This is a genomic window from Kitasatospora humi, assembly GCF_020907985.1.
GTDB lineage: Bacteria > Actinomycetota > Actinomycetes > Streptomycetales > Streptomycetaceae > Kitasatospora > Kitasatospora humi.
On the sequence record NZ_JAJJPA010000011.1, the window covers coordinates 1 to 22,234 of the forward strand.

Here is a 22,234-nt window from a genome sequence, read left to right on the forward strand (position 1 = left end):
GGGTCCGGTGGTGGTCGCGCTGTCGGCCGTCCTGGCCTGGCAGCAGGCAGTCGCCGCCCGTTCCACGCTGGGCCTCGCGTTCTACCGTCTGCCGTGCGGCGAGCGCGCCGCAGGCAGACCCACCGCTGCCCGCAGGTGCGGGGAGGCGCAGTTGACCCCAACCGCGTGGGTAGCTCGCTCCCGGGATCGGGGCCGGCGCTTGGCCGCCGCGTCGGAACGGGGTGCCGAGGCTCCCGGTGATTGGCCCCAGGGGGCCGGCCACCGGGAGCCTCGCCGTCCTCCCGCTGCGGTGGTTGAGCCCCGGCTGCGAGTGGCTCGCGCCGATCGGACCTGCTGCTCGCCCGCCGCGTCGTAACCGAGTGCTGGACGGGAGGGTTCCCGAGGGGTCGGCCTGGACGCCGGCCACCAGGAGTTCGGGCGGCACCCGGCCGCGGCGATCGAGACCAACCGCGTGGGTGGTAGGTGCTGACAGGCCTGCTGCACGTCCCCGGCGTCGGAGCCCGGTTCGGGACGCGGAGGCTCCCGGTGGCCGGCCCTGGAGGCCGATCACCGGGAGCCCAGGCGTCACCCCGCCGCGGCGGCGGGTCGATGCGCGTCAGGCGGCTGTCCTCCGCTCGACCAGGCCACCGGCGAGCAGCCGGTGACGTTCGTCCTCGGTGAGGCCGCCCCACACGCCGTACGGCTCGCGGGCGGCGAGGGCGTAGCGGCGGCACTCGACTCGGACGGGGCAGCCGCCGCAGACGGCCTTCGCGGCCTCCTCGCGCTCGTCATGAGCAGGTCCGCGCTCGCCGGCGGGATGGAAGAAGAGGCTGGTCCCGGTGTTGCGGCAGGAGCCGCGCAGCTGCCAGTTCCAATGGTGGTCGTAGGCACCGGGCAAGCGGGAGATCTGCGCCATGGAGGTGATCCTCATCGTTTCGGGAAAGCTGGTCGACCGCTCGTCTGTCCCGGTTGCGCCGACTCATTCACGCCGTCCTGGCGTGATGTCAGAAGGTTGTCGGCGCTGCGAGGTTCGGGCGGGCGGCGCACGCGTCGGAGCCGGTCGCGCGTACCCGCCGCGCGGCGGACGGGGCTCGCGGTCCGCCGCGCCCCCGGCCTCGCCCGGCTGGGAAAGCTCAGGAGCGGTGCCTCCAGCCCAGGGCAGCGGTGTGCCGGCCAGCGGCGTGGAGGTTTCGGCGGTCCTGCGGCGGGACTCGTACAACACCAGAGGGCGTGCGCCGCCGCCACTGCCAGGGCAGTGCGGGGTCGCCCGGGGGAAGTCTGTTCCCCGAAAGCCCGACCAGTCGCTCGTCGTTGACGGCGGCCGGGTCGAGCGGCCGTCACACCGACGGAGGTGATCGCACCGCCCCGGATCCACTCCGGGCGCGCACTGTGCGCCTGGCAGTTCGCCGACGCAACGGGTGAAAGCATGCTGGGGCGCCTGCCGAACCGCTCCCCGTGGGCGCGCGCGGCCGGGAGGCCCGCCGACCCGCGCCAGTGACCGGGGGACGGGCGGTCGGCGCCGGGTTGGCCCCCGGGAAGGTGTGGAGGCACGGTCGGCGCCCGCCTCGCGGGAGCCGACCGGCAGTGCGGCCGATGCCGATGCCCGCCGCGGCACCCGAGCCGGTGCCAGTGGGGTGGGCGCGGCGGTCGGCCGGTCGGAGGCTCACGGCCAGCTCCTCGCCAGCCCTGACTTGTCGTCAGGTCGGCTGCGGAGACGGCGGGTTGCCGGTCGGCTCAGGAGACGGTGGGTTGGGGATGTCGAATTCGGCCCACACGGACTTGCCCGGCCGGTCGTCGTGCGGCGTGGTGCCCCAGCGGCTGGCCAGCAGGGCGACGGTGTAGAGGCCGTGGCCGCCGAGTTGGCCGGGCGAATGGGGGTGGCGGGGTTGCGGGGGCGCGGTGAGCTGGTCGAGGACTTCGATGCGCAGGAGCCCAGGGGTGGCGTGCAGGACGAGTTGCTCGGCTCCATTGGCGTGCCGGGAGGCGTTGGTGACCAGTTCGGACACGACGATCAGGACGTCGTCGGCGCGGGCTTGCTGGTCGGGGTCGTCGGTGGGCAGCCATCCCCAGTCGTGCAGCGCTCGGCGGGTGTGGTCGCGGCACCAGCCGACGGTGCCGGCGGCGCCGGTCAGGGTCAGTCGGCGGGTCTGGCCGTGCGGAGCAAGCGAGGGCAGCACCGGCTGGTCGCTGGTCCGCGGATCGCTCGCTCTCATCTGTCCTCACTTCGACGGCTGTGCGGCGGGGGTTCGGTCGCCGGGGGGCGTCTGCCCGCTGCGAGGGAGCGGACACCCGGGCGGGGCGTGTTCACCGTGTGACTGCGGAGGCCAGGTCGGGGCGGATGTCGAACACGGTGTGTGCCCCGGTGATCTCGAAGATCCGGGCGACCGCGGGTCGCAGCCCGGCCAGGATCAGGGCGCCGCCGGCGTCGTGGGCCTCGCGACGGGCGGCGATGAGGGCGTTGAGGCCGGTGGAGTCACAGAAGCGGAGGTCGTGGCAGTCCACCACGAGGCGGTCGGTGTCCGGGTTGGCCAGCGCGTCGGCGAGGCGTTCGTGCAGCAGTGCGACGCTGTCGTGGTCCAGCTCACCGGCGGGTGAGACGACCACGCTTCTGTCCTGGAGTCGGATGTCCACCGTCAGACGGCTGGTGGTGGGACCGGTTCCTTCGGCGGCACTGCTGGGCATGACACTCCTCTGCACTGGAATGTGGCGCGCTCGCTAGTGTGCCACCACCGAGCGGCGGCGCGTCGAGGGAGGGGCCGGATCCACACAGGATGTGTGGCCCGTCGGTCGCCGATGGGTGGGGCATAGGTGTTCCCTGTGGGGATTTCGTGATGGCGGGATTGGTTCCGGTGATCGCGGGCAACCGATCGCCCGTCACCACCGTCCGTGGACCGACGAACAACCACACACCGAACTCCGAGGGAGCGGAACATGCCGGTCACCGTGTCCATAGGTTCGCCCACGACCGCCCCCCGCGTCGCCGGTGCGTCCGAACTCCGATCGCTCGGGACGCAGTTGGGCGTCGACGTCGGGGACCTGGCCAAGGTCTGCCCGGCGGATGCGCGCGAACTCTCGAAGGTGCTCTTCGTCCGGCTGCGCGCCGTGGACGAGGAGAGCGATGAATACTCCTACGTGCGTGCCACCCTGATCGAGCTGAACATGGCCCTGGTGCGCTTCTGTGCCGGTCGCTTCGCGCACCGCAGCGAGCCGGCCGAGGACATCGTGCAGGTCGGCACCGTCGGCCTGATCAAGGCGATCGACCGCTTCGACCCGTCCTACGAGGTGGAGTTCTCCACCTTCGCGATCCCGACGATCACCGGCGAGATCAAGCGCTTCTTCCGCGACACCAGCTGGATGGTCCACGTGCCGCGGCGGTTGCAGGAGTTGCACCTCAGCATCGCCAAGGCGTCGGACAAGATGGAGCAGTTGCTCGACCGGGCACCCACCCCCGCGGAGCTGGCCGCCCACCTGGAAGTGCCCGAAGCCGAGGTCGTGGAGGGTCTGGTCGCCGCGCGGGCGCAGACCGCGCACTCGCTGGACGCTCCGACCGGTGACGACGACGGCGGCCAGGATTCCGCCCTGGTGGGCAGGCTCGCCTTCGAGGAGCCGGAGTACGAGAAGATGCTCGCGCTGGAGAGCCTCAAGCCTCTGATCGCCGAACTGCCCGACCGGGAACGGCGGATCCTCTCGCTGCGGTTCTCCGGGGACCTCACCCAGGCCGAGATCGGACGCGAGCTCGGGATATCCCAGATGCACGTCTCCCGCATCCTCGCCCGCACCCTGGGCAAGTTGCGCGAGGCCCTGCTCGCCTGACGGAGGCGACGGGCCGCTCCCAAGTGGCGGGCACCAGCCGCCACTTGGACCGGCGCCGCCGGACCCGGGGCGCCGGCGGCCCGGACCGAGGCAGGCGGAGCAGAACGAGCGGTTACCTCCGGTCCCGCACTCCGGCTCGCCAATGCCGCAGCTGGGCTCTGCCGTTGCCGGCGGCGCTGCTCCGGGATCGGGAACGGCGGTGAGATCGCTCGGCGGTTTTCCCGGCTCCGGCAGGTCCGAGGTAGCCTCGTGCCGGTACGTGCGTGCCTTTGATCGCGCTGTCGGCGTCCGTCTGTCCGACCGTCGGCCGCGAGTCGGGCCGGGACTGTGCACAGGAAGAGGCGACGTTCGATGGCTGGCTCGACACGGACCGACGGCGCTCGCGGAGGCAGCAGCGGGGTCTCCGCGCCCACCCAGGTCGGCGAGGCGGAGCTGCGGCAGCTGCTGGCCGGACTGACCGCGGTGCGCGACGGGGATTTCGGCACCCGCCTGCCCGGTGAGGCGGACGGGCTGCTCGGTGAGATCGCGACCGTGTTCAACGGCATGGTCGATCAGCTGTCGCGTTTCACCTCGGAGGTGACGCGGGTGGCCCGCGAGGTCGGCGCCGAGGGCCGGCTGGGCGGTCAGGCGCAGGTGCCCGGAGTGTCGGGCACGTGGGCGGACCTGACCGACTCCGTCAACGCGATGGCCGGCAATCTCACCACCCAGGTGCGGGACATCGCCCAGGTCGCCACCGCGGTGGCCAGGGGAGACCTGTCGCAGAAGATCACCGTCGACGCGCGCGGCGAGATCCTGGAGTTGAAGAACACCGTCAACACGATGGTCGACCAGCTCTCCTCCTTCGCGGGTGAGGTGACCCGGGTCGCGCGTGAGGTCGGTACCGAGGGAAGACTGGGTGGCCAGGCCGACGTGAAGGGCGTGTCGGGGACCTGGCGGGACCTGACGGACTCGGTGAACTTCATGGCCGGCAACCTCACCGGCCAGGTGCGGGCGATCGCCCAGGTCGCCACCGCCGTCGCGGAAGGCGACCTGTCGCAGAAGATCACCGTCGACGCGCGCGGCGAGATCCTGGAGCTGAAGAACACCATCAACACGATGGTCGACCAGCTCTCCTCCTTCGCGGGTGAGGTGACCCGGGTCGCCCGTGAGGTCGGTACCGAGGGAAGACTGGGCGGCCAGGCCGACGTGAAGGGCGTGTCGGGGACCTGGCGGGCCTTGACCGAGTCGGTGAACGTGATGGCCGACAACCTCACCGCCCAGGTGCGGGCCATCGCCTCGGTGACCACGGCGGTCGCCGAGGGCGACCTGTCGCAGAAGATTCGGGTGGACGCGCGCGGCGAGATCCTGGAGCTCAAGGAGACCATCAACACGATGGTCGACCAGCTGTCGGCGTTCGCCGACGAGGTCACCCGGGTGGCCCGCGAGGTCGGCACCGAGGGCAACCTGGGGGGACAGGCCACCGTCCGAGGGGTCTCGGGGACGTGGAAGGACCTCACCGACAACGTCAACGTGATGGCCTCCAACCTGACCGGGCAGGTCCGTTCGATCGCCCAGGTCGCGACGGCGGTGGCCCGCGGCGACCTGTCACAGAAGATCACCGTGGAGGCCAAGGGCGAGGTCGCCGCGCTCGCGGGGGTGATCAACACCATGGTGGACACCCTGTCGGCGTTCGCCGACGAGGTGACCCGGGTGGCCCGCGAGGTCGGCACCGAGGGCATCCTGGGCGGCCAGGCCCGGGTGCCCAACGTGGCCGGGACGTGGAAGGACCTCACCGACAACGTCAACTTCATGGCGCACAACCTCACCAGCCAGGTGCGCAACATCGCCCAGGTCACCACGGCGGTCGCCGAGGGCGATCTGACCCGCAAGATCGACGTCGACGCGCGCGGGGAGATCCTGGAGCTGAAGACCACCATCAACACGATGGTCGACCAACTGTCGGCGTTCGCGGCCGAGGTGACCCGGGTGGCCCGCGAGGTGGGCAGCGAAGGGCGCCTGGGCGGCCAGGCCGAGGTGGAGGGCGTCTCCGGCACCTGGAAGCGGCTGACCGAGAACGTCAACGAGCTCGCCGGCAACCTCACCCGGCAGGTCCGTGCGATCGCCGAGGTCACCAGCGCCGTCGCGGCCGGCGACCTGACCCGCTCCATCAGCGTCGACGCCTCCGGTGAGGTCGCCGACCTCAAGGACAACATCAACGCGATGGTCGAGTCGCTGCGCGAGACGACCCGGGCCAACGAGGAGCAGGACTGGCTGAAGACCAACCTCGCCCGCATCGCCGCCCTCCTGCAGGGACAGCGCGACCTCGCGATGGTCGCCGAATCCGTCATGGACGAGCTGACGCCCCTGGTCGCCGCCCAGTGCGGGGCGTTCTACCTCGCCGAGGACGGCGAGGACGGCACCGTGCTGAAGCTCGTCGGGTCCTACGCCTACCCGGACGGCAAGCGCCCCACCACCTTCCGCCTGGGCGAGTCGTTCGTCGGCCAGGCCGCCCGCAGTCGGCGCACCATCGAGGTCGACGCCCTGCCGCCCGGCTACCTGGCTGCCTCCTCCGGTCTGGGCAGCACCGAGTCGCTGTCGTTGAGGGTGCTGCCGATCGTGGTCGAGGACCAGGTGCTCGGCGTCATCGAACTCGCCTCGGTCCGGCCGTTCGCCCAGGTCCACCGGGACTTCCTCGACCAGCTGATGGAGACCATCGGCGTCAACGTCAACACCATCATCGCCAATGCCCGCACCGACGAGCTGCTCGGCGAGTCCCAGCGTCTGACCGCCGAACTCCAGGCCAGGTCACAGGAGTTGCAGGCCCGTCAGGAGGAACTGCAGGTCTCCAACGCGGAACTGGAGCAGAAGGCCGAGCTGCTCGCGGAGCAGAACCGCGACATCGAGGCCAAGAACCTGGAGATCGAACAGGCCCGCCAGGAGCTCGAGGAGCGCGCCCACGAGCTCTCCGTGGCCTCGAAGTACAAGTCGGAGTTCCTGGCCAACATGAGCCACGAACTGCGCACCCCGCTCAACAGCCTGCTCATCCTCGCCCAGTTGCTCGCCCAGAACCCCAGCCGGAACCTGACGGCCAAGCAGGTCGAGTACGCGGGCATCATCCACTCGGCGGGCTCGGACCTGCTGCAGCTGATCAACGACATCCTCGACCTGTCCAAGGTCGAGGCCGGCAAGATGGACGTCAACATCGAAGCGGTGCCGCTGCACACGCTGCTCGACTACGTTGAGGCCACCTTCCGGCCGCTGACCAGCCAGAAGAACCTCACCTTCACCGTGCACACCGCCGACGGAGTGCCGGCCGAACTCCTCAGCGACGACTACAGGTTGCGTCAGGTGCTGCGCAACCTGCTCTCCAACGCCGTCAAGTTCACCGAGAAGGGCCGGGTCGAGCTGCACATCGAGTGCGCCGGGCCGGACGCCCCGGACGTCGTGCGGCGCGGCGGACCGGTGCTCGCCTTCCGGGTCATCGACACCGGTGTCGGGATCGCCCCCCAGCACCTGGAGACCGTCTTCGGTGCCTTCCAGCAGGCCGACGGCACCACCAGCCGCAAGTACGGCGGCACCGGGTTGGGGCTCTCGATCAGCCGCGAGATCGCCTCGTTGCTCGGCGGCGCCATCACCGTCCAGAGCACCCTCGGCGTGGGCAGCACCTTCACCCTGTACCTCCCCGCCGGCCGCCCCGCCGCGCTCGAAGCGTCCGCCGCCCCGGCATCCGGAGCGGCCGCTCCGGACGACCGGTCGCCCGGGGAACCGGCGGGCCCGGCCCAGCCGCGCCGGCTGCTCGTGGTGGAGGCCCGCCCGCACGGGCTCCTCGCCCTGGTCGCCGAGAACGCCCTGGCGGAGCTGGCCCGGCCGCCGGAGCACGGCGTGGAGATCGTCGCGGCCGTCGGGGCCCACGAGGTGGCGGCCACCATGGCCGCCGGCCCCTGCCACTGCGTGGTGCTGGACCTCGACCTGCCCGACGGCGCCGCCACGGCGCTGCTGAAGGAGATGGAGGGCGACCCGGCCCTGGCCGCGGTCCCGGTCCTCGCCCACCGGAGCCGTGCCCTCACGGCCGACGACGAGTTGCTCACCCACACCGGTGCCCGGCCGCTGGAGGTCTTCACGAGCCTTGACGAGCTGCGCGAACGCATCGCCCTGCACATGAGCACCGACCGCCCCGGCGGCATCCTGCCGGCGGCGCGCCGCGCCGAACCCGCCTGGGGCTCGGACATCGACTCCTCGCTGGCCGGGCGGACCGCCCTGGTGGTGGACGACGACGACCGCAACCTCTACGCGCTCACCGGCATCCTCGAGATGCACGGCATGCACGTCCTGCAGGCCGACACCGGACGGGCCGCGCTCGACGCCCTCACGGCACACCCCGCGATCGACGTGATCCTGATGGACGTGATGATGCCGGAGATGGACGGCTACACCGCGACGGCCGCGATCCGGGCCATGCCCGAGCACCGGGATCTGCCGATCATCGCCGTCACCGCCAAGGCCATGATCGGCGACCGGGAGAAGAGCCTGGCCTCGGGCGCCAGCGACTACGTGACCAAACCGGTCGACGCCGCCGAGTTGATCAGCCGGATCAAGGGACACCTCACGACGCCGACCCCGGACCCGGCAGCGAGCTGACCGCACCCATCCCAAGAGGACCGCCGTGCACCACCCCATTGACCCTGTCACGGACCACCCCGCACGGAACCCCGCCGTGCCCGGTACCAGCCTGGTCGGCGCACAGCGGGACGGCACCGGCCCGCCGGCGCGAGCCCTCCGGCCCGCTCCGGAGCCGGAGCCGGGCGCGCTGAGCAGGCTCGCCGCCACGGTGGAGCGCCTGCGCGGCGAACTCGCCCACGCCCACGCGGACGCCGCGGGCCGCTCGCTCATCGAGATGGCCGTCGGCGTGCTGATCGAGCGGTTGCGCTGCAGCCCGACCGCGGCGTCCGCCCAGCTGACCGCCCTGGCCGACCAGGCCCGGGTCCCGGTCCTCGAATTCGCCGCCGACCTGGTCAACCAGGTCTCCGCGGACCGGATCTCCGCCGCCGCCCAGGCGTTCGTCAGCACCTCCCGGACCGACCGCCCGGATCCCGCCCTGCTGCGACTGCGCGGCGCCGAAGCCCACGCCCTGACCGCCGCCGACACCGAGTCGGCGGCCCGGGCGATGCTCGACCACGCGCTGCGCCCGCTCGGAGCGGTCGCGGTCGCGGTCTGGGGCGCCCACCCCGACCAGTCGCTGTCGCTGGAGGGCAGCGCGGGCTTCGGCGAGGCCGAGGCGCTGCGGTGGCGGCACGTACCGCCGGGGGTGGTCACGCCCGCCCGGCGGGCCCTCGACGAGCGTTCCGCGGTCGGTTACCGAACCCTTGCCGAGGCCGCGGTGCCGACCATCGGCCAGCACGAGTTCTCCGGCGGCCGCCTCGCGGTACCGGCGGGGATCGGCGGACGGCTGATCGGGGTGCTGGAAATCTGCTGGGCGGGCCCCCTGCCGACGCAGACACAGTCCTTGCAGCGCCAGTTCGAGGCGCTCGCCGAACTGTGCGCCGTCACCCTGGAGACCTGGGGCGACCGGGACCCGGTGACGGGCGGGGCGGACACCGCGCTGGACGGGCTGCGCCGGCTGGCCGACGGGATCCTCGACCCCTGCCTGGTCCTGGCGCTCGCACCGGGCAGCGGCGAGGTGCCGCTGGAGTTCGTCATCCGGCACGCCAACCCGGACTTCGTCGACTTCGCGGGCAGGCACACCAGCGCGGTGGTCGGCGCGCGGCTCCTGGAGGCGTACCCGCTGGCCGCCGAGGCCGGGGGGCTGGCCGAGAAGGTCGAGCACGTGTTCGCCACCGGGGAGCCGTTCCGCACCAGGACCATGCGCCTGGCCGCCCTCGTCGACGGCGTGCCCCTGCACGCCGAGGCACAGGTCAGCATCAGCCGCCACGGCAGCCACCTGCTGGTCATATGGCGCCTGGAGGACGGCACGTCGCGGGTGGCCCGGTTGCTCCACCACGCCCAGCGCCTCGGGCGGATCGGCGGGTTCGAGGAGAACCTGCGAACCCGTCAGATCGCCTGGAGCGAAGCCCTGTTCGAGCTGCACGGGCTGCCGCCGACAGCCCAACCGATCGCTCTGGACCAGCTCGCCGACCACGCCCACCCGGACGACCGCGACGCGATCGGCCGCTTCCTGCGGACCCTGCTGCACCACCAGCGCCCGGCGTCCGGCGCCTTCCGGCTGCAGCGGCCCGACGGCGTCGCCCGGCACATCCGGATCGTCGCGGAGCCGGTGCACGACTCGCAGCAGCGGCTCGCCCTGATCCGCGGGGCCTACCAGGACGTCTCCGCCCAGTACTGGACGGAGGTGGCCCTCGCGGCCACCCGGGACCAGCTCGCGCAGTCCGAACAGCAGGCGGCCGAGCGCAGCCGTCTGGCCCTCCAGCTCCAGCACGCCATCATGCCGCCCGCCAGCGGCCCCCTGCGCCTGCACGACCTCCAGGTGGCCGTTCGCTACCGGCCGGCGGAGAAGGACCACCTGGTCGGTGGCGACTGGTACGACGCCCTCGCCCTGCCCACCGGGGAGGTCCTGCTGTGCGTCGGTGACGTCGCCGGGCACGGCGTCGAAGCCGCCACCGGCATGGTCGCGCTCCGCAACGCCCTGCGTGGCCTGGCCGCCACCGGCGCCGGGCCCGCGCAGCTGCTGTCCTGGCTCAACAGCGTCACCCACCACCTCACCGACAACGTCACCGCCACCGCGGTGTGCGGGCTGTACACCCCGGGGACGCGCCGACTGCGCTGGGCCCGGGCCGGACACCTGCCGCCGGTCCTGCTGCGCATGGGCCGGGCCGAGGCGCTGCCCCAGCTCGGCGGTCTGCTGCTCGGCGTGCTCGACCAGGCCGAGTACGAGGAGCACGAAGTCCAGCTGGAAGCGGGCGACACCCTGGTGATGTTCACCGACGGCCTCATCGAGCGGCGGGACGAGTCGCTGCAGGCGTCCATGGCCGGCCTGCTGGCGCTGACCGAGAAGGCCGGCACCGACTCCGCCAGTGACCGGTCCGACCTCGAGGCCAGGCTGGACCACCTGCTGCGCTACAGCGCGGCGGACACCGATGACGACACCTGCCTGGTCGGGGTGTCGGTGTGCGAGGCTCCGGCCGCCCCGGACGCCGCCCGGAGCTGAGCCCACCGCCCCCCAGGGGGGACGGCGGCCCCCGGGGGGAGCCCGTTGCCAGTGGCCGGGCTTCCCTGTCGGCGGGGCCGGGCCGCCACCGGTGCCGGCCCCCGGGTACAGGCCGGCGGAGGCGCCGCTGCCCGACGCGGCACCGGCCGTGCGGTGCCCCGTGGTCCGGGCCGTCCCGGCGCAGGGGCGGAGCGCGGCCCCGTTTGGCGCGCGGGCCGCTGGGGATACGCATCGCCGAACGTCCGGCCCCGGGTGCCCCGCCGCGCGGAACGCCCGGAAACTCCGTACTGCACCGCCGTACGTCCGTGGCCCCGCCGAGGAGGCGAAATGACCACAGCTCAGGCCCCCACCGCCGGCCCGCGGCACGACCGGTCCGGCCGGCCGCCCCACGCGGCCGCGACGCACTCCGGCAGCCCGTGGACGGCCGGGGAACCCGCCGCGGCCAGGGTCCCGGCGCCCCGACGGCAGGGAGCCCCGCCCCACGCTCAACGACCCTGCTCCGCCGCCGGGGCAGCCGCATGAGCGGGCCGTCCGCGCGTGCGGCCGGAGACCGTTCGGCGGAACGGGGTTTCGCGGCCTTCACCGACCTGCTGGACTACCCGGTCTACATCGTGACGGCCGCGACCGCGGCGGAGCGGGCCGGCTGCCTGGTCGGTTTCGCGAGCCAGTGCTCGATCCGGCCGCCGCGCTTCATGGTGTGGATCTCCATGGCCAACCGCACCTACCAGGTCGCCCTGGGCACCGATCACCTGGCCGTCCACCTGCTGCCACCCGGCCACGGGTTGGCCGAACTGTTCGGCGGCCACACCGGCGACGAGGTCGACAAGTTCGCCGGGGTGGACTGGGTTCCCGGCCCCGGTGGCGCCCCGCTGCTCCACGACGCGCCCGCCTGGTTCGTCGGCCGGGTGGTCGACCGGGTGGAGGGCGGCGACCACGTCGGCTTCCTGCTCACCCCGGTGGCCGGCGGCCGACGGCAGCAGATCCGGCCGCTGTCGTACCGTCAGGTGCAGGACATCCAGGCGGGTCACCCGGCCTGAGGACTGGCCCGGGCCCCGGTCGGCCCGCTCAGGCGCCGAGCTCCCGAAAGATCGGCAGCTCCCGTAAAGACCAGCAGCTCCCCTTCACGGACCGCAGGCTCTGCTGTCCGTCTCGCGCGTCTTCCATGCCTTGAAGTCCGTCTGCTTGGAAGAAGCCACAGAAACGCCCAACAGAACAGGCAGTGGAACGGGATCCACCGCCCCAACCGAGCTGACGCTGTGCGCCTCGCGGACGGCCGCGACGCGGAGACCGCGGCCGACCGGCCGGCCGCGCCGCAGCCGGTTCGTACGCCCGTTTCCTGTCGGCCGGCGTGGCCTTCGACGCGGCACCGACTCGGGCCGCGTCGCCGCTTCACCGGTGGTCGGCCTCGGCAGGCGCACCCAGGACGGCAGGGCCTCCTTGTGGATGCCGAAGCCGTCCCCTGGTACGACAGCCAGGCCACCGGCCTGCCCGAACACCCCGAATCCGAGCCAATGGCCAGCGCAGAGATCAACACGCCGACCATCGACCAGTACCTGCGGATTCGGGTCTGAGCCCGAGGTCGGACGGGAGCGCAGTCCCAAGGCTCGCCAGGCCGCCGGACTCGCCCGGCGTACCGCGGTGGCTGCGCTGTCCAGCGGCAGATCGGCGACGGGCCGAACTGCCGCTCTCCCAAGCGAACTGCCGCTCTCCCGAGCGAACTGCCGCTCTCCTGCCGGATGCTCTGCCCTTGCCGGGTGGCCCGGCGCGGTTGGCTTTCGGACATGGCCGAGTCGAAGAGTTCGCCGCTGAGTCCGCAACCGCCGTCGGTACCCGCACCGCGTTCGGATCCCGACCCGCGAGCCGAACCCGGATCGCCGGCGCATCCCGCACTGCCGCCGGATACCGCCGCGTGCTCGGTACCCGCCCCCGGGGCGCCCGCCTGTCTGGAGCTGATCGCCGCCACCGTCCGGCGCACCCCGTCGCGGCCGGCGATTCAACTGGCCGGCCGCACCGTCGACTACGCCGAGCTGGCGCGGAGAAGTGATGCGCTGGCCGACCGGTTGGCGGAGCTGGCGCCCGGCCCCGGCGGGGTGGTGGGGGTGCGGGCAACGGACCGGGTGGAGTACGTCGTCGCGCTGCTGGCCGCGCTGAAGGCCGGCGTCGCCTTCCTGCCGCTCGACCCCGAGGCGCCGCAGGCACGCCAGGCGGCGATCCTCGCGGACAGCGGCGCGGTGCTGCTGTCCGACGGCGCAGCCCACGCCGGTACCGCCGTGCGGCGGATCGCGCACCCGGGCGAGGTCGCCTACGTCATCTACACCTCGGGCACGACCGGGATCCCCAAGGGTGTTGCCGTCGGCCGCGGGGTCCTGGACGGACACCTCGCCACCGCGCGGGAGCGGTTCGGGATCACGCCTGACGACGTGGTGCTCCAGTTCAGCGCGCCCTACGTCGACGTGTGGGTGGAGCAGGTGCTCACCGCGCTCACCGCCGGGGCGCGCCTGGCCGTCACCGAGGCGCGGGTGACCGCGCCGGCGGAGCTGGCCGCGCTGATCCGGCGCGAGGGCGTCACGGTGGCGAACCTGCCGGCCGGGTACTGGCAGGAGTTCACGGCCTCGCTCGACCACTACGCGGGCGAGTTGGCGAGCCTTCGGCTGATGGTCTGCGGCAGCGACACGATGCCCGCCGCCTCGGCCGCGCGCTGGCTGCGGGTGACCGGGATCGGGCTGCTGAACGCCTACGGGCCGACCGAGGCGGTGATCACCAGCCTGGTGCACGAGGTGCGCACCGCCCAGGCGGCCCGCCCGGTGCCGATCGGCCGGAGCCTCGGGGCCCGGGAACTCCACGTGCTGGATGAGGAGTTGAACGAGGTCGCCGACGGGGTGACGGGCGAGCTGTGCATCGGCGGGGCGACACTGGCGCTCGGTTACCTCAACCGGCCCGGCCTGACGGCACAGCGCTTCGTACCCGACCCGTTCAGCCCGGTGCCGGGGGCGCGGATGTACCGCACCGGTGACTTGGTGCGCCGACTGGCGGACGGCACCGTGGAGTTCGGCGGCCGCCGGGACGACCAGGTGAAGGTGCGCGGCTACCGGATCGAGCTCGGGGAGATCGAGAACGCACTGGCCGCGCACCCGCAGGTGGCGACCTGTGCGGTGACCGTGTACGAGCCGACCCCGGGGGACAGGAGGTTGGCGGCGTACGTCACGGCCGAGCGGAACGGCCTTCCGCGGACCGACGAACTCCAGCGCCACCTGCGCGCGCTGCTGCCCGCGTACATGGTGCCGGCCGCCTTCACGGTGCTGCCCGCGCTGCCGCTGACGGCCAACGGTAAGATCGACCGCCGCGCACTGCCGGCCCCGGCGCAGGCCCTGCCGCAGGCAGCGGGCCAAGCGCAGGACGACGTGCCGAGCAGCGAGCTGGAGCGCCTGATCGCCGGCATCTGGTCCGAGACCCTCGGCGTGGACGGCATCGGCCTGGACGAGAACTTCTTCAACCTCGGCGGGGACTCGCTCACCGCCCTGCGGGTCGCGGGCCGGATGCTGGAGACCCCGTACGCGGACGTCTCCCACGTGACCGTCTTCGAGGCACCGACCGTCAGGGAACTCGCGGCGGCGATGACCGCCGCGAGCGCCTCGGCGGCGGGGCCGGAGCTGACCCGGCGGCCGGCCACGAGCGCGCCGCTGTCCGGACTGCAGCGCGGCCTGTGGACGCACGCCCAGTTCGACCCGGACTCGACTGCCTACAACATCCCCTGGGTCCTGGAGTTCGACGGTCCGGTCGATCCGGCCGCCCTCCAGGCGGCACTGGACGGACTGGTCGCACGGCACGAGGTGCTGCGCACCACCTTCGGCACCGAGCGGGGCGAACCGCGCCAGCTGATCCACGCCCCTCGGCCGGCCCCGCTCGCCGTCACCGACCTGACCGCGCTGACGGACGGGGAGCGGGCGGCGGCGCAGACGGCGGCGATCGAGGAGGACGCGCGGGCGCCCTTCGACCTGGCCGCCGGGCCGCTCTTCCGGGTGCGGCTGATCCAGCACGGCGACGAACACAGCACCCTGGTCGCGGTCTTCCACCACATCGTCTGGGACGAGTCCTCGCTGGCCGTCTTCGAACGCGAGCTGGGCGGGCTGTACACTGCCTCGCTGACCCGGGGCGAGCCGGAACTGGCCCAACTCCCGGTGCAGTACGCCGACTACGCAAGATGGCAGCAGGAGAAGCCAGAGCGGCTTCATCTCGACTACTGGGTCGGCCAGTTGCGCGGTGCACCGGAGGTCACCGGGCTGCCCGCCGACCGGCCGCGCACCGAGCAGGGCTCATCGCGCGGCGACAGCCACCGCTTCGAGATCCCGGCCGGGACCGTGACGCGGGTGCGCGAGCTGGCCCGCGCCGAGGGCGCAACGCCGTTCACTGTCCTGCTGGCCGCGTTCGCCGCGCTGGTCCACCGGCACTCCCAGGGCGAGGACCTGGTGATCGGCACACCGGTCACCACCCGGAGCAGAGCCGAACTCGACGGCTTGATCGGCTGCTTCCTCACCATGCTGCCGCTGCGTCTGACCGTCGGCGCTCGGCAGGGCTTCCGCGACCTGGTCCGGCACGTCCGCGACACCTCCTTCGACGCCCACGCGCACCGCGACATCCCGTTGGACGGCATCGTCAACGCGGTGCTCGACGATCGGCGGCTCGACGTCAGCCCGCTCTTCCAGACCGCCTTCGAGCTGCACCCGGCCAGCGGATCGCCGGTCCGGCTGGGCGAGTTGACCGGAACCAGGCGGCTGCACGCGCACCAGGTGGCCAAGTTCGAGCAGGTCTGGATGATCGAGGACCCCGGCACCGCGCTGCGCGGCTGGATCGAGTTCGACGCGCGGCTGTACGACCGGGCGACGGTCGCCGCGTTCTGCCGGGAGTGGATCGACTCGCTAGCCCACTACACCACGGACCCAGCGGCTGCGGTCGGTGAGCCGGTGGCGGCCGCCGGGACGGTGGTCGACCTCTTCGAGGAGCAGGTGCGGATCAGCCCGGAGGCCGTGGCGCTGGTCCAGGTGGGGGCGGGGGAGTGGTCCTACCGGGAGCTGGACGAGCGGGCGAACCAGGTGGCCTGGTGGTTGCGGGGCCACGGGGTGGGTGTGGGTGACCGGGTGGGGCTGCACCTGGCGCGGTCGCTGGAGTGCGTGGCGGCGATGCTGGGGGTGCTGAAGGCGGGGGCGGCGTACCTGCCGCTGGAGCCCGGGGTGCCGTTCGAGCGGTTGGCGCACTTCGCGCGGGACGCGGCGCCGGGCGTGGTGGTGAGCGCGGATCCGGCCACGGCGGCAGGTCTCGGGGTGCGGGTGCTCGACCTGGCCGACCCCGAGTTGCACAGCCGTCAAACCAGCGCACCCGCCGTTCGGCTGTCACCGGAGGACGCGTTCTATGTCCCGTACACCTCGGGTTCCACAGGGGTGCCGAAGGGCACACTGGTGCCGCACCGGGCCGTGCCGGGGTTCTTCGCGGGGCAGGGGTACGCCTGCTGGGGGCCCGGAGCGGCAGCGGTGCTGCACTCGGCACTCAGCTGGGACGGGCACCTGCTCGACCTGTACCCGGCGCTGCTGTCCGGCGGCCGGGTGCTGATCCCGGACCCGGGCGACCGCGACCCGATCAGCGTCGCGCAGTTCGCGGCCGACCACGGCGCGACCGTCCTGCTGCTCAGCGCCGCCGCCTTCGGCGCCGTCGTCACGGCCGATCCGGGGCTGCTGAAGAACCTGCGGGACCTGATCCTCGGCGGCGACCGGATTCCCTCCGACCACTTCCGCCGGATGCTGACCGAGCTGCCCGGCACCAACGTGGTGCACATCTACGGCCCGTCCGAGGCGACGGTGGCCGCCACCGTGCACCAGGTGCGGCCGGCGGACCTGGACCGCGAGGTGGTGCCGATCGGCCGCGCGCTGGGTGACCGGGCCGTCCATGTGCTGGATGAGCGGCTGCGACCGAGCGCGGAGGGCGAAGTAGGCGAACTGTACATCGCCGGACCGGCACTGGGGCACGGCTACCTCAACCGGGTCGCCCTGACGGCACAGAAGTTCCTGCCCGACCCGTTCAGCGCCGAACCCGGTGCGCGGCTCTACCGGACCGGTGACCTGGTGCGCCGACTGCCGGACGGCGTCCTGGAGTTCATTGGCCGCAGGGACGGCCAGGTGAAGGTGCGCGGGTACCGGATCGAGCTGGGTGAGATCGAGAACGCCCTCGCCGCCCACCCGCAGGTCGCCACCTGCGCGGTGATCGTCCACGAACCGGCGCCGGGGCAGAAGCAGTTGGCCGCCTACCTCACGGCCGAGCCCGGCGTCCTGCCACAGGCCGCGGAGCTGCGCCACCACCTGCTGGCGACGCTGCCCGAGTACATGGTGCCCGCCAGCTTCACTCCGGTGGCCGAACTCCCGTTGACCCCCCACGGGAAGGTCGACCGCCGGGCGCTGCCCGCCCCCGACCTCGCCGCCGGGCGGGTGCAGGAGCCGGACACCGGCAACCAGTCGCCCGCCGGCGACCTGGAGCGGCGGATCGCCGACATCTGGTCCGAGGTGCTGGGCGTACCGGGCATCAGCGTCGACGACAACTTCTTCCAGCTCGGCGGGGATTCGCTGCGCGCGGTCCGGGTCGCGGTTCTGCTGGCCGAGACGCTGGACCGGGAGGTACCGCCCCGACTGGTCTTCAACTGCAAGACCGTCTCGGCCCTCGCCGCCCACCTGGCCTGATGCCGGGCCACAGAACTGGAGTGATCATGGGCAACTACCATGCCTTGACCCGGCTGCGTGCCGACCGGGCGCCGGTGTCCGGCCTGCAGCGCGGGTTGTGGTTCCTCGACCAACTCAGCCCGGGCAGCGCGGCGTACAACATCACCTGGGTACTCGATCTCGACGGGCCGGTCGACCCGGCGCCGCTCCAGCAGGCGCTGGACGCGATCCTGGCCCGGCACGAGGTGCTGCGCACCACGTTCGCCGTCGACCGGGGCAAGCCCTACCAGCAGGTCCACGCCCATCTGCCGGTCCCGATCGCGCTGACCGACCTGAGCGCCCTGCCGGCCGACCGGCGCGCGGCGGCCACCGCGGCCGCCGTGGCGCAGGACGCCCGGGAGGCGTTCAGCCTCGCCGACGGTCCGCTGCTGCGCGTCCGGCTGATCCGGCACGCGGCACAGGACGCTGGAGACGGTGGCGACCGGAGCACCCTCGTCGCCGTCTTCCACCACATCGTCGCGGACGAGCGGTCGATGGGCCTGTTCGAGCGCGAGCTCACCGAGCTGTACGACGCGGCGCTGACCGGCCGCACCCCGGACCTGCCCGAACTGCGGGTGCAGTACGCCGACTACAGCGCCTGGGAGCGGTCCACCCCGCGCGAGCGTGACCTGGCCTACTGGCGGCAGCAGCTGAGCGGAGCGCCGGCAGTCACCACGCTGCCCGCCGACCGGCCCCGCCCGGACCGGGCCGGATCCCACGGGGACACCTACCGCTACGCGTTGGCGCCCGGCACCGCGGCCCGGGTGGCAGAGCTGGCCCGCGAGCTCGGGGCCACCCCGTTCACCGTGCAGCTGGCCGCCTTCGCCACGCTGGTCCACCGGTACACCCTGGAACGGGACCTGGTGATCGGCACCCCGATGTCCACCCGCAGCAGACCCGAACTCGACCACCTGATGGGCTACTTCATCAACGTGCTGCCGCTGCGCCTGCGCACGGAGCCGGCGGCCACCTTCCGTGAGCTGGTCGAGCAGGCCCGTGACACCTCCTTCGACGCCTACGGCCACGCGGACACCCCGTTCGACAGCATCGTCAACGAGCTGACGGTCGATCGTGCGGCCAACCACCAGCCGCTGGTGCAGCTGCTGTTCGGCGCGCACACCGAGGACCCGGCGGGACTGCGGCTTGGTGACGCCACCGGTCGCGGCCGGTCGCAGCCCAACGGAACCACCAAGTACGACCTGATCTGGTCGACTTACGACGATGGCGAACTGCGCGGCGAGGTGGAGTTCAGCACCGACCTGTTCGACCGGACCACCATCGCCCGACTGGCCACCGCGTGGCGGGAGTTGCTCGACCAGGCGCTCAGCGCGCCGGACACGCCGCTTGGCGTGCTTCCGCTGGTGCCGGAGGCCGGGCGGCCGACCCTGCTGCCCCGGCCCGCCGAAACGGCCGGTGACCGGCTCCCGCTGCACCGTGGCTTCGAGCGCCGGGTCGACCAGGCGCCCACCGCCGTCGCGGTCACCGACGGCACCCGCTCGCTCGACTACGCCGAGTTGGACACGGCGGCCAACCGGCTCGCCCACCACCTGTACGCGGCCGGGGTGCGGTGCGGCGACCGGGTCGGGCTCCACCTGGACCGCACGGTGGACGCCGTGGTCGCGATCCTCGCCGTCCTCAAGACCGGCGCGGCCTACGTGCCGGTCGACCTCACGGCGCCGAGCGAGCGGCTGGCCTTCGCCTTCACCGACGCCCAGGTGCGGGTGGTGGTGAGCGACCAGCCGGACGGCACGTCCGTCGGCTCTTGGCGGACCGTGCACCTGCACCGGGAGGCGGACGCGATCGCGCGCCGCCCCGCGCACCGGCCCCGAACGGCGGCCACCGCCGACGACGTCGCCTACCTCATCTTCACCTCGGGCTCGACCGGCCGGCCCAAGGGGGTGCAGATCACCCACCGCAGCGTCGGCGAGCTCATGGCCGGCACCGCCGCACGGCTCGGGATCGGCAGCGGCGACGTGGCCACGCTCTTCCACTCCTACGCCTTCGACGTCTCCGTGTGGGAGATCTGGAGCGCGCTGCTGCACGGCGGCAGGCTGGTCGTGGTCCCCTACCTGACCTGCCGCTCGCCCGAGGACTTCGCCGCGCTGCTGGCTCGCGAACAGGTCACCCTGCTCTCCCAGACCCCCTCCGCCTTCCGGCAGTTGACCACCGAACTGGGCGAGCGCCCGCGCCCGCTGCCACGGCTGCGCCGGGTCCTGCTGGCCGGCGAGGCGCTCGATCCCCCCGCGGTGCGGCGCTGGTTCGAGCTGCCGCAGTCGCCGCCCGCCGTGCTGTGCAACCTGTACGGCACCACGGAGACCACCGTGCACGCGACCGCCCACGACATCGCCGCGGACACCGCGCGGGACTTCGACCGCAGCCGGGTCGGCGCGGTGCTGGGGCACCTGACCCAGGTGGTGCTCGACGACCGGCTGCGGCCGGTGCCGGATGGCGTACCGGGCGAACTCTTCATCGGCGGCCAGGCGTTGGCGCACGGTTATGTGAACCGGTCCGGCCTGACGGCGCAGCGTTTCCTGGCCGACCCGTTCAGCCCGGTGCCGGGGGCGCGGATGTACCGCACCGGCGACCTGGTGCGCCGGCTGCCGGGCGGCGGGCTGGAGTACCTGGGCCGGCGGGACGGGCAGGTGAAGGTCCGCGGCTACCGGATCGAGCTGGGCGAGGTCGAGAGCGCGCTGGCCGCCCATCCGTCCGTGGCCACCTGTGTGGTCACCGTGCACGGAGCCGCGCCGGGGGAGGGGAGGCTGGCCGCCTACCTCACGACCGCGCCGCAGGGTGCGCCGGACCCGGCCGAGCTGCGCCGCCACCTGCGCACGACGCTGCCGGAGTACATGGTTCCGGCCAGCTTCACCGTGCTGCCCGCGCTGCCGCTGACCACCAACGGCAAGATCGACCGGGCCGCGCTGCCGGAGCCGTCCGCGGCGCCGGCGATCCGCGCCGCGGGCGAGCGGGTGGCGCCGAGCGGTGACCTGGAGGTCCTGGTCGCCAAGATCTGGTCCGAGGTGCTGGGCACCGGGGACATCGGGGCCCGCGACAACTTCTTCCACCTGGGCGGCGACTCGCTGCGCGCGGTGCGGGTGGCGAGTGCGCTGCGGGCGGCGGGCTGGGTCGTGCCGCTGCAGGACTTCTTCGCCGAGCCGACGGTGGCGGCACTGGCCAAGGCCGCCACGGCGGACCTGGCGGGCGAGGAGCCGGTGGAGCAACGGCCGTTCGCGCTGCTCCAGGCAGCCGACCGGGCGGCCCTGCCGGACGGCGTGGTGGACGCCTATCCGACCGTGAGCATGCAGTTGGCCATGGCCTACCACATGGAGCTCTCCGGGGGCACCGACAGCTATCACAACGTCAACAGCTACCGGGTCAGCGGCGCCTTCGACCCGGCGCTCTTCGAGCAGGCCGTCGCCGAGGCGATGGAGCGCCACCCGGTGCTGCGGACCTCGATCGACCTGGTCTCCTTCGGCGAGCCGCTCCAGTTGGTGCACGGCACGCTCGCGCCTCCGGTCAGGGTCGCCGACCTGCGCGGACTGCCGGAGCCGGCGCGACGGTCGGCGATCCGGCAGGAGTTCGAGCGGCTCCGGCGCACCGGTTTCCCGCTCGGCGAGGCCCCGCTCTTCGCGGTCAGCGTGCAGCTGCTCGCCGAGGACGCCTTCCAGCTGACCCTCGCCGAGCACCACGCGATCCTGGACGGCTGGAGCTTCACCTCGCTACTGTCGGAACTGCTCAGCCGACACGCGGAGTTGCTGGCGAACCCGGGCATCCCGCCGCTGGCCGCACCGAAGTCCGGCTTCGGCGAGTTCGTCGCCACCGAGCGCGCCGTCGCGGTCGACCGGGCGGCGCTGGACTTCTGGCGCGACCGATTGGCGGGCGTGGACGGCAGTCTGCGCCCGCGGGCCGATCTCGCCCCACTGGCAGGCGAGTCGGGCATGCGCAGCACCGAGCGGCTGCTGCGAGGTGTCAACGCCACGCTCCGGCTGGCCGCGGCCAACAGTGGCGGCACGCCCAAAAGCGCGGCGTTCGCCGCCCATCTGCTGGCGCTCGGCCGGATCACCGGCGCGCCCCGGGTGACCACCGGGCTGTCGGTCAACGGCCGACTGGACCGGGACGGCGGCACCGAGGCGCTCGGCCTCTTCCTGAACACCGTGCCGGTCTGCGCCGCGGTGGACGGCGCCCCCGGGGCGCTGGCCAGGCTGCTGCACGAGCAGGAGACGGCGATGCTGCCCCACCGCCGGATGCCGTTCGCCACCCTGGCCCGGATGATGGCCGCAACCGCGCTGGACAGCAACTTCGGCTTCCTGCGCTTCCACGCCCTGGGCCGGCTCGCCGAGGGTGAGACCCGGATCGTCAGCGACAGCCTGCGCTTCGAGCCCACCATGCGGCACGAGCCGACCAACTTCGCGCTCAGTGCGGCCGTGGTGCTGGACCCGACCTCCGATGACGGTCTGCTGCTGGTCGACCACGACCGGGCCCGGCTACCCCAGCGGGCGGTGGCCGAGTACGCGACCGCCTTCCTGGCGGCCCTCGACGCCCTCGCGTCCGGTCACTGACAGTT

At 73.0% G+C, this 22,234-nt stretch carries 10 protein-coding genes; 7 read left to right on the forward strand and 3 right to left on the reverse strand.

All coding sequences use genetic code 11. The annotated features are described in order from the left end of the window. Positions 1–595 precede the first annotated feature (595 nt). The 3 genes from LN042_RS13530 to LN042_RS13540 all read right to left on the reverse strand — a co-directional run bounded on the left by LN042_RS13530 (position 596) and on the right by LN042_RS13540 (position 2,661). On the reverse strand, positions 596–895 hold the full coding sequence (locus tag LN042_RS13530) for a WhiB family transcriptional regulator (RefSeq protein WP_230051419.1): 300 nt from the start codon (positions 893–895) through the stop codon (positions 596–598). A gap of 781 nt (positions 896–1,676) precedes the next feature. Then, positions 1,677–2,192 carry an ATP-binding protein gene (locus LN042_RS13535; protein ID WP_230051420.1) on the reverse strand — a complete coding sequence of 172 codons (516 nt, stop codon included), beginning with the start codon at positions 2,190–2,192 and terminating at the stop codon, positions 1,677–1,679. Between the two features lie 91 nt (positions 2,193–2,283). Then, entirely contained in the window at positions 2,284–2,661 is a 378-nt protein-coding gene (locus tag LN042_RS13540; RefSeq protein WP_230051421.1) for an STAS domain-containing protein, read from the reverse strand. Positions 2,662–2,910: 249 nt separating this feature from the next. Here LN042_RS13540 and LN042_RS13545 point away from each other — a divergent pair, with 249 nt between their 5' ends. From LN042_RS13545 to LN042_RS13570, 7 genes are all read left to right on the forward strand, one after another. Then, positions 2,911–3,792 (forward strand): RNA polymerase sigma factor SigF, encoded by an 882-nt coding sequence (locus tag LN042_RS13545; RefSeq protein ID WP_230051422.1) that lies wholly within the window; start codon positions 2,911–2,913, stop codon positions 3,790–3,792. Between the two features lie 351 nt (positions 3,793–4,143). Beyond that, positions 4,144–8,409 (forward strand): HAMP domain-containing protein, encoded by a 4,266-nt coding sequence (locus LN042_RS13550; protein WP_230051423.1) that lies wholly within the window; start codon positions 4,144–4,146, stop codon positions 8,407–8,409. Positions 8,410–8,485: 76 nt separating this feature from the next. After that, the gene (locus LN042_RS13555; RefSeq protein ID WP_230051424.1) at positions 8,486–10,933 is read left to right on the forward strand and encodes a SpoIIE family protein phosphatase; all 2,448 of its coding nucleotides are present in this window, start codon (positions 8,486–8,488) and stop codon (positions 10,931–10,933) included. A gap of 518 nt (positions 10,934–11,451) precedes the next feature. Further along, positions 11,452–11,970 (forward strand): flavin reductase family protein, encoded by a 519-nt coding sequence (locus LN042_RS13560; protein ID WP_230051425.1) that lies wholly within the window; start codon positions 11,452–11,454, stop codon positions 11,968–11,970. Between the two features lie 402 nt (positions 11,971–12,372). Then, entirely contained in the window at positions 12,373–12,504 is a 132-nt protein-coding gene (locus LN042_RS37260) for a hypothetical protein (protein ID WP_283843716.1), read from the forward strand. A gap of 210 nt (positions 12,505–12,714) precedes the next feature. Then, positions 12,715–17,655, forward strand: a complete 4,941-nt coding sequence (locus LN042_RS13565; RefSeq protein WP_230051426.1) for a non-ribosomal peptide synthetase — start codon at positions 12,715–12,717, stop codon at positions 17,653–17,655. 26 nt (positions 17,656–17,681) lie between these two features. After that, complete coding sequence (locus tag LN042_RS13570) at positions 17,682–22,229, forward strand: non-ribosomal peptide synthetase (protein WP_230051427.1); 4,548 nt, start codon at positions 17,682–17,684, stop codon at positions 22,227–22,229. Positions 22,230–22,234 lie beyond the last annotated feature (5 nt).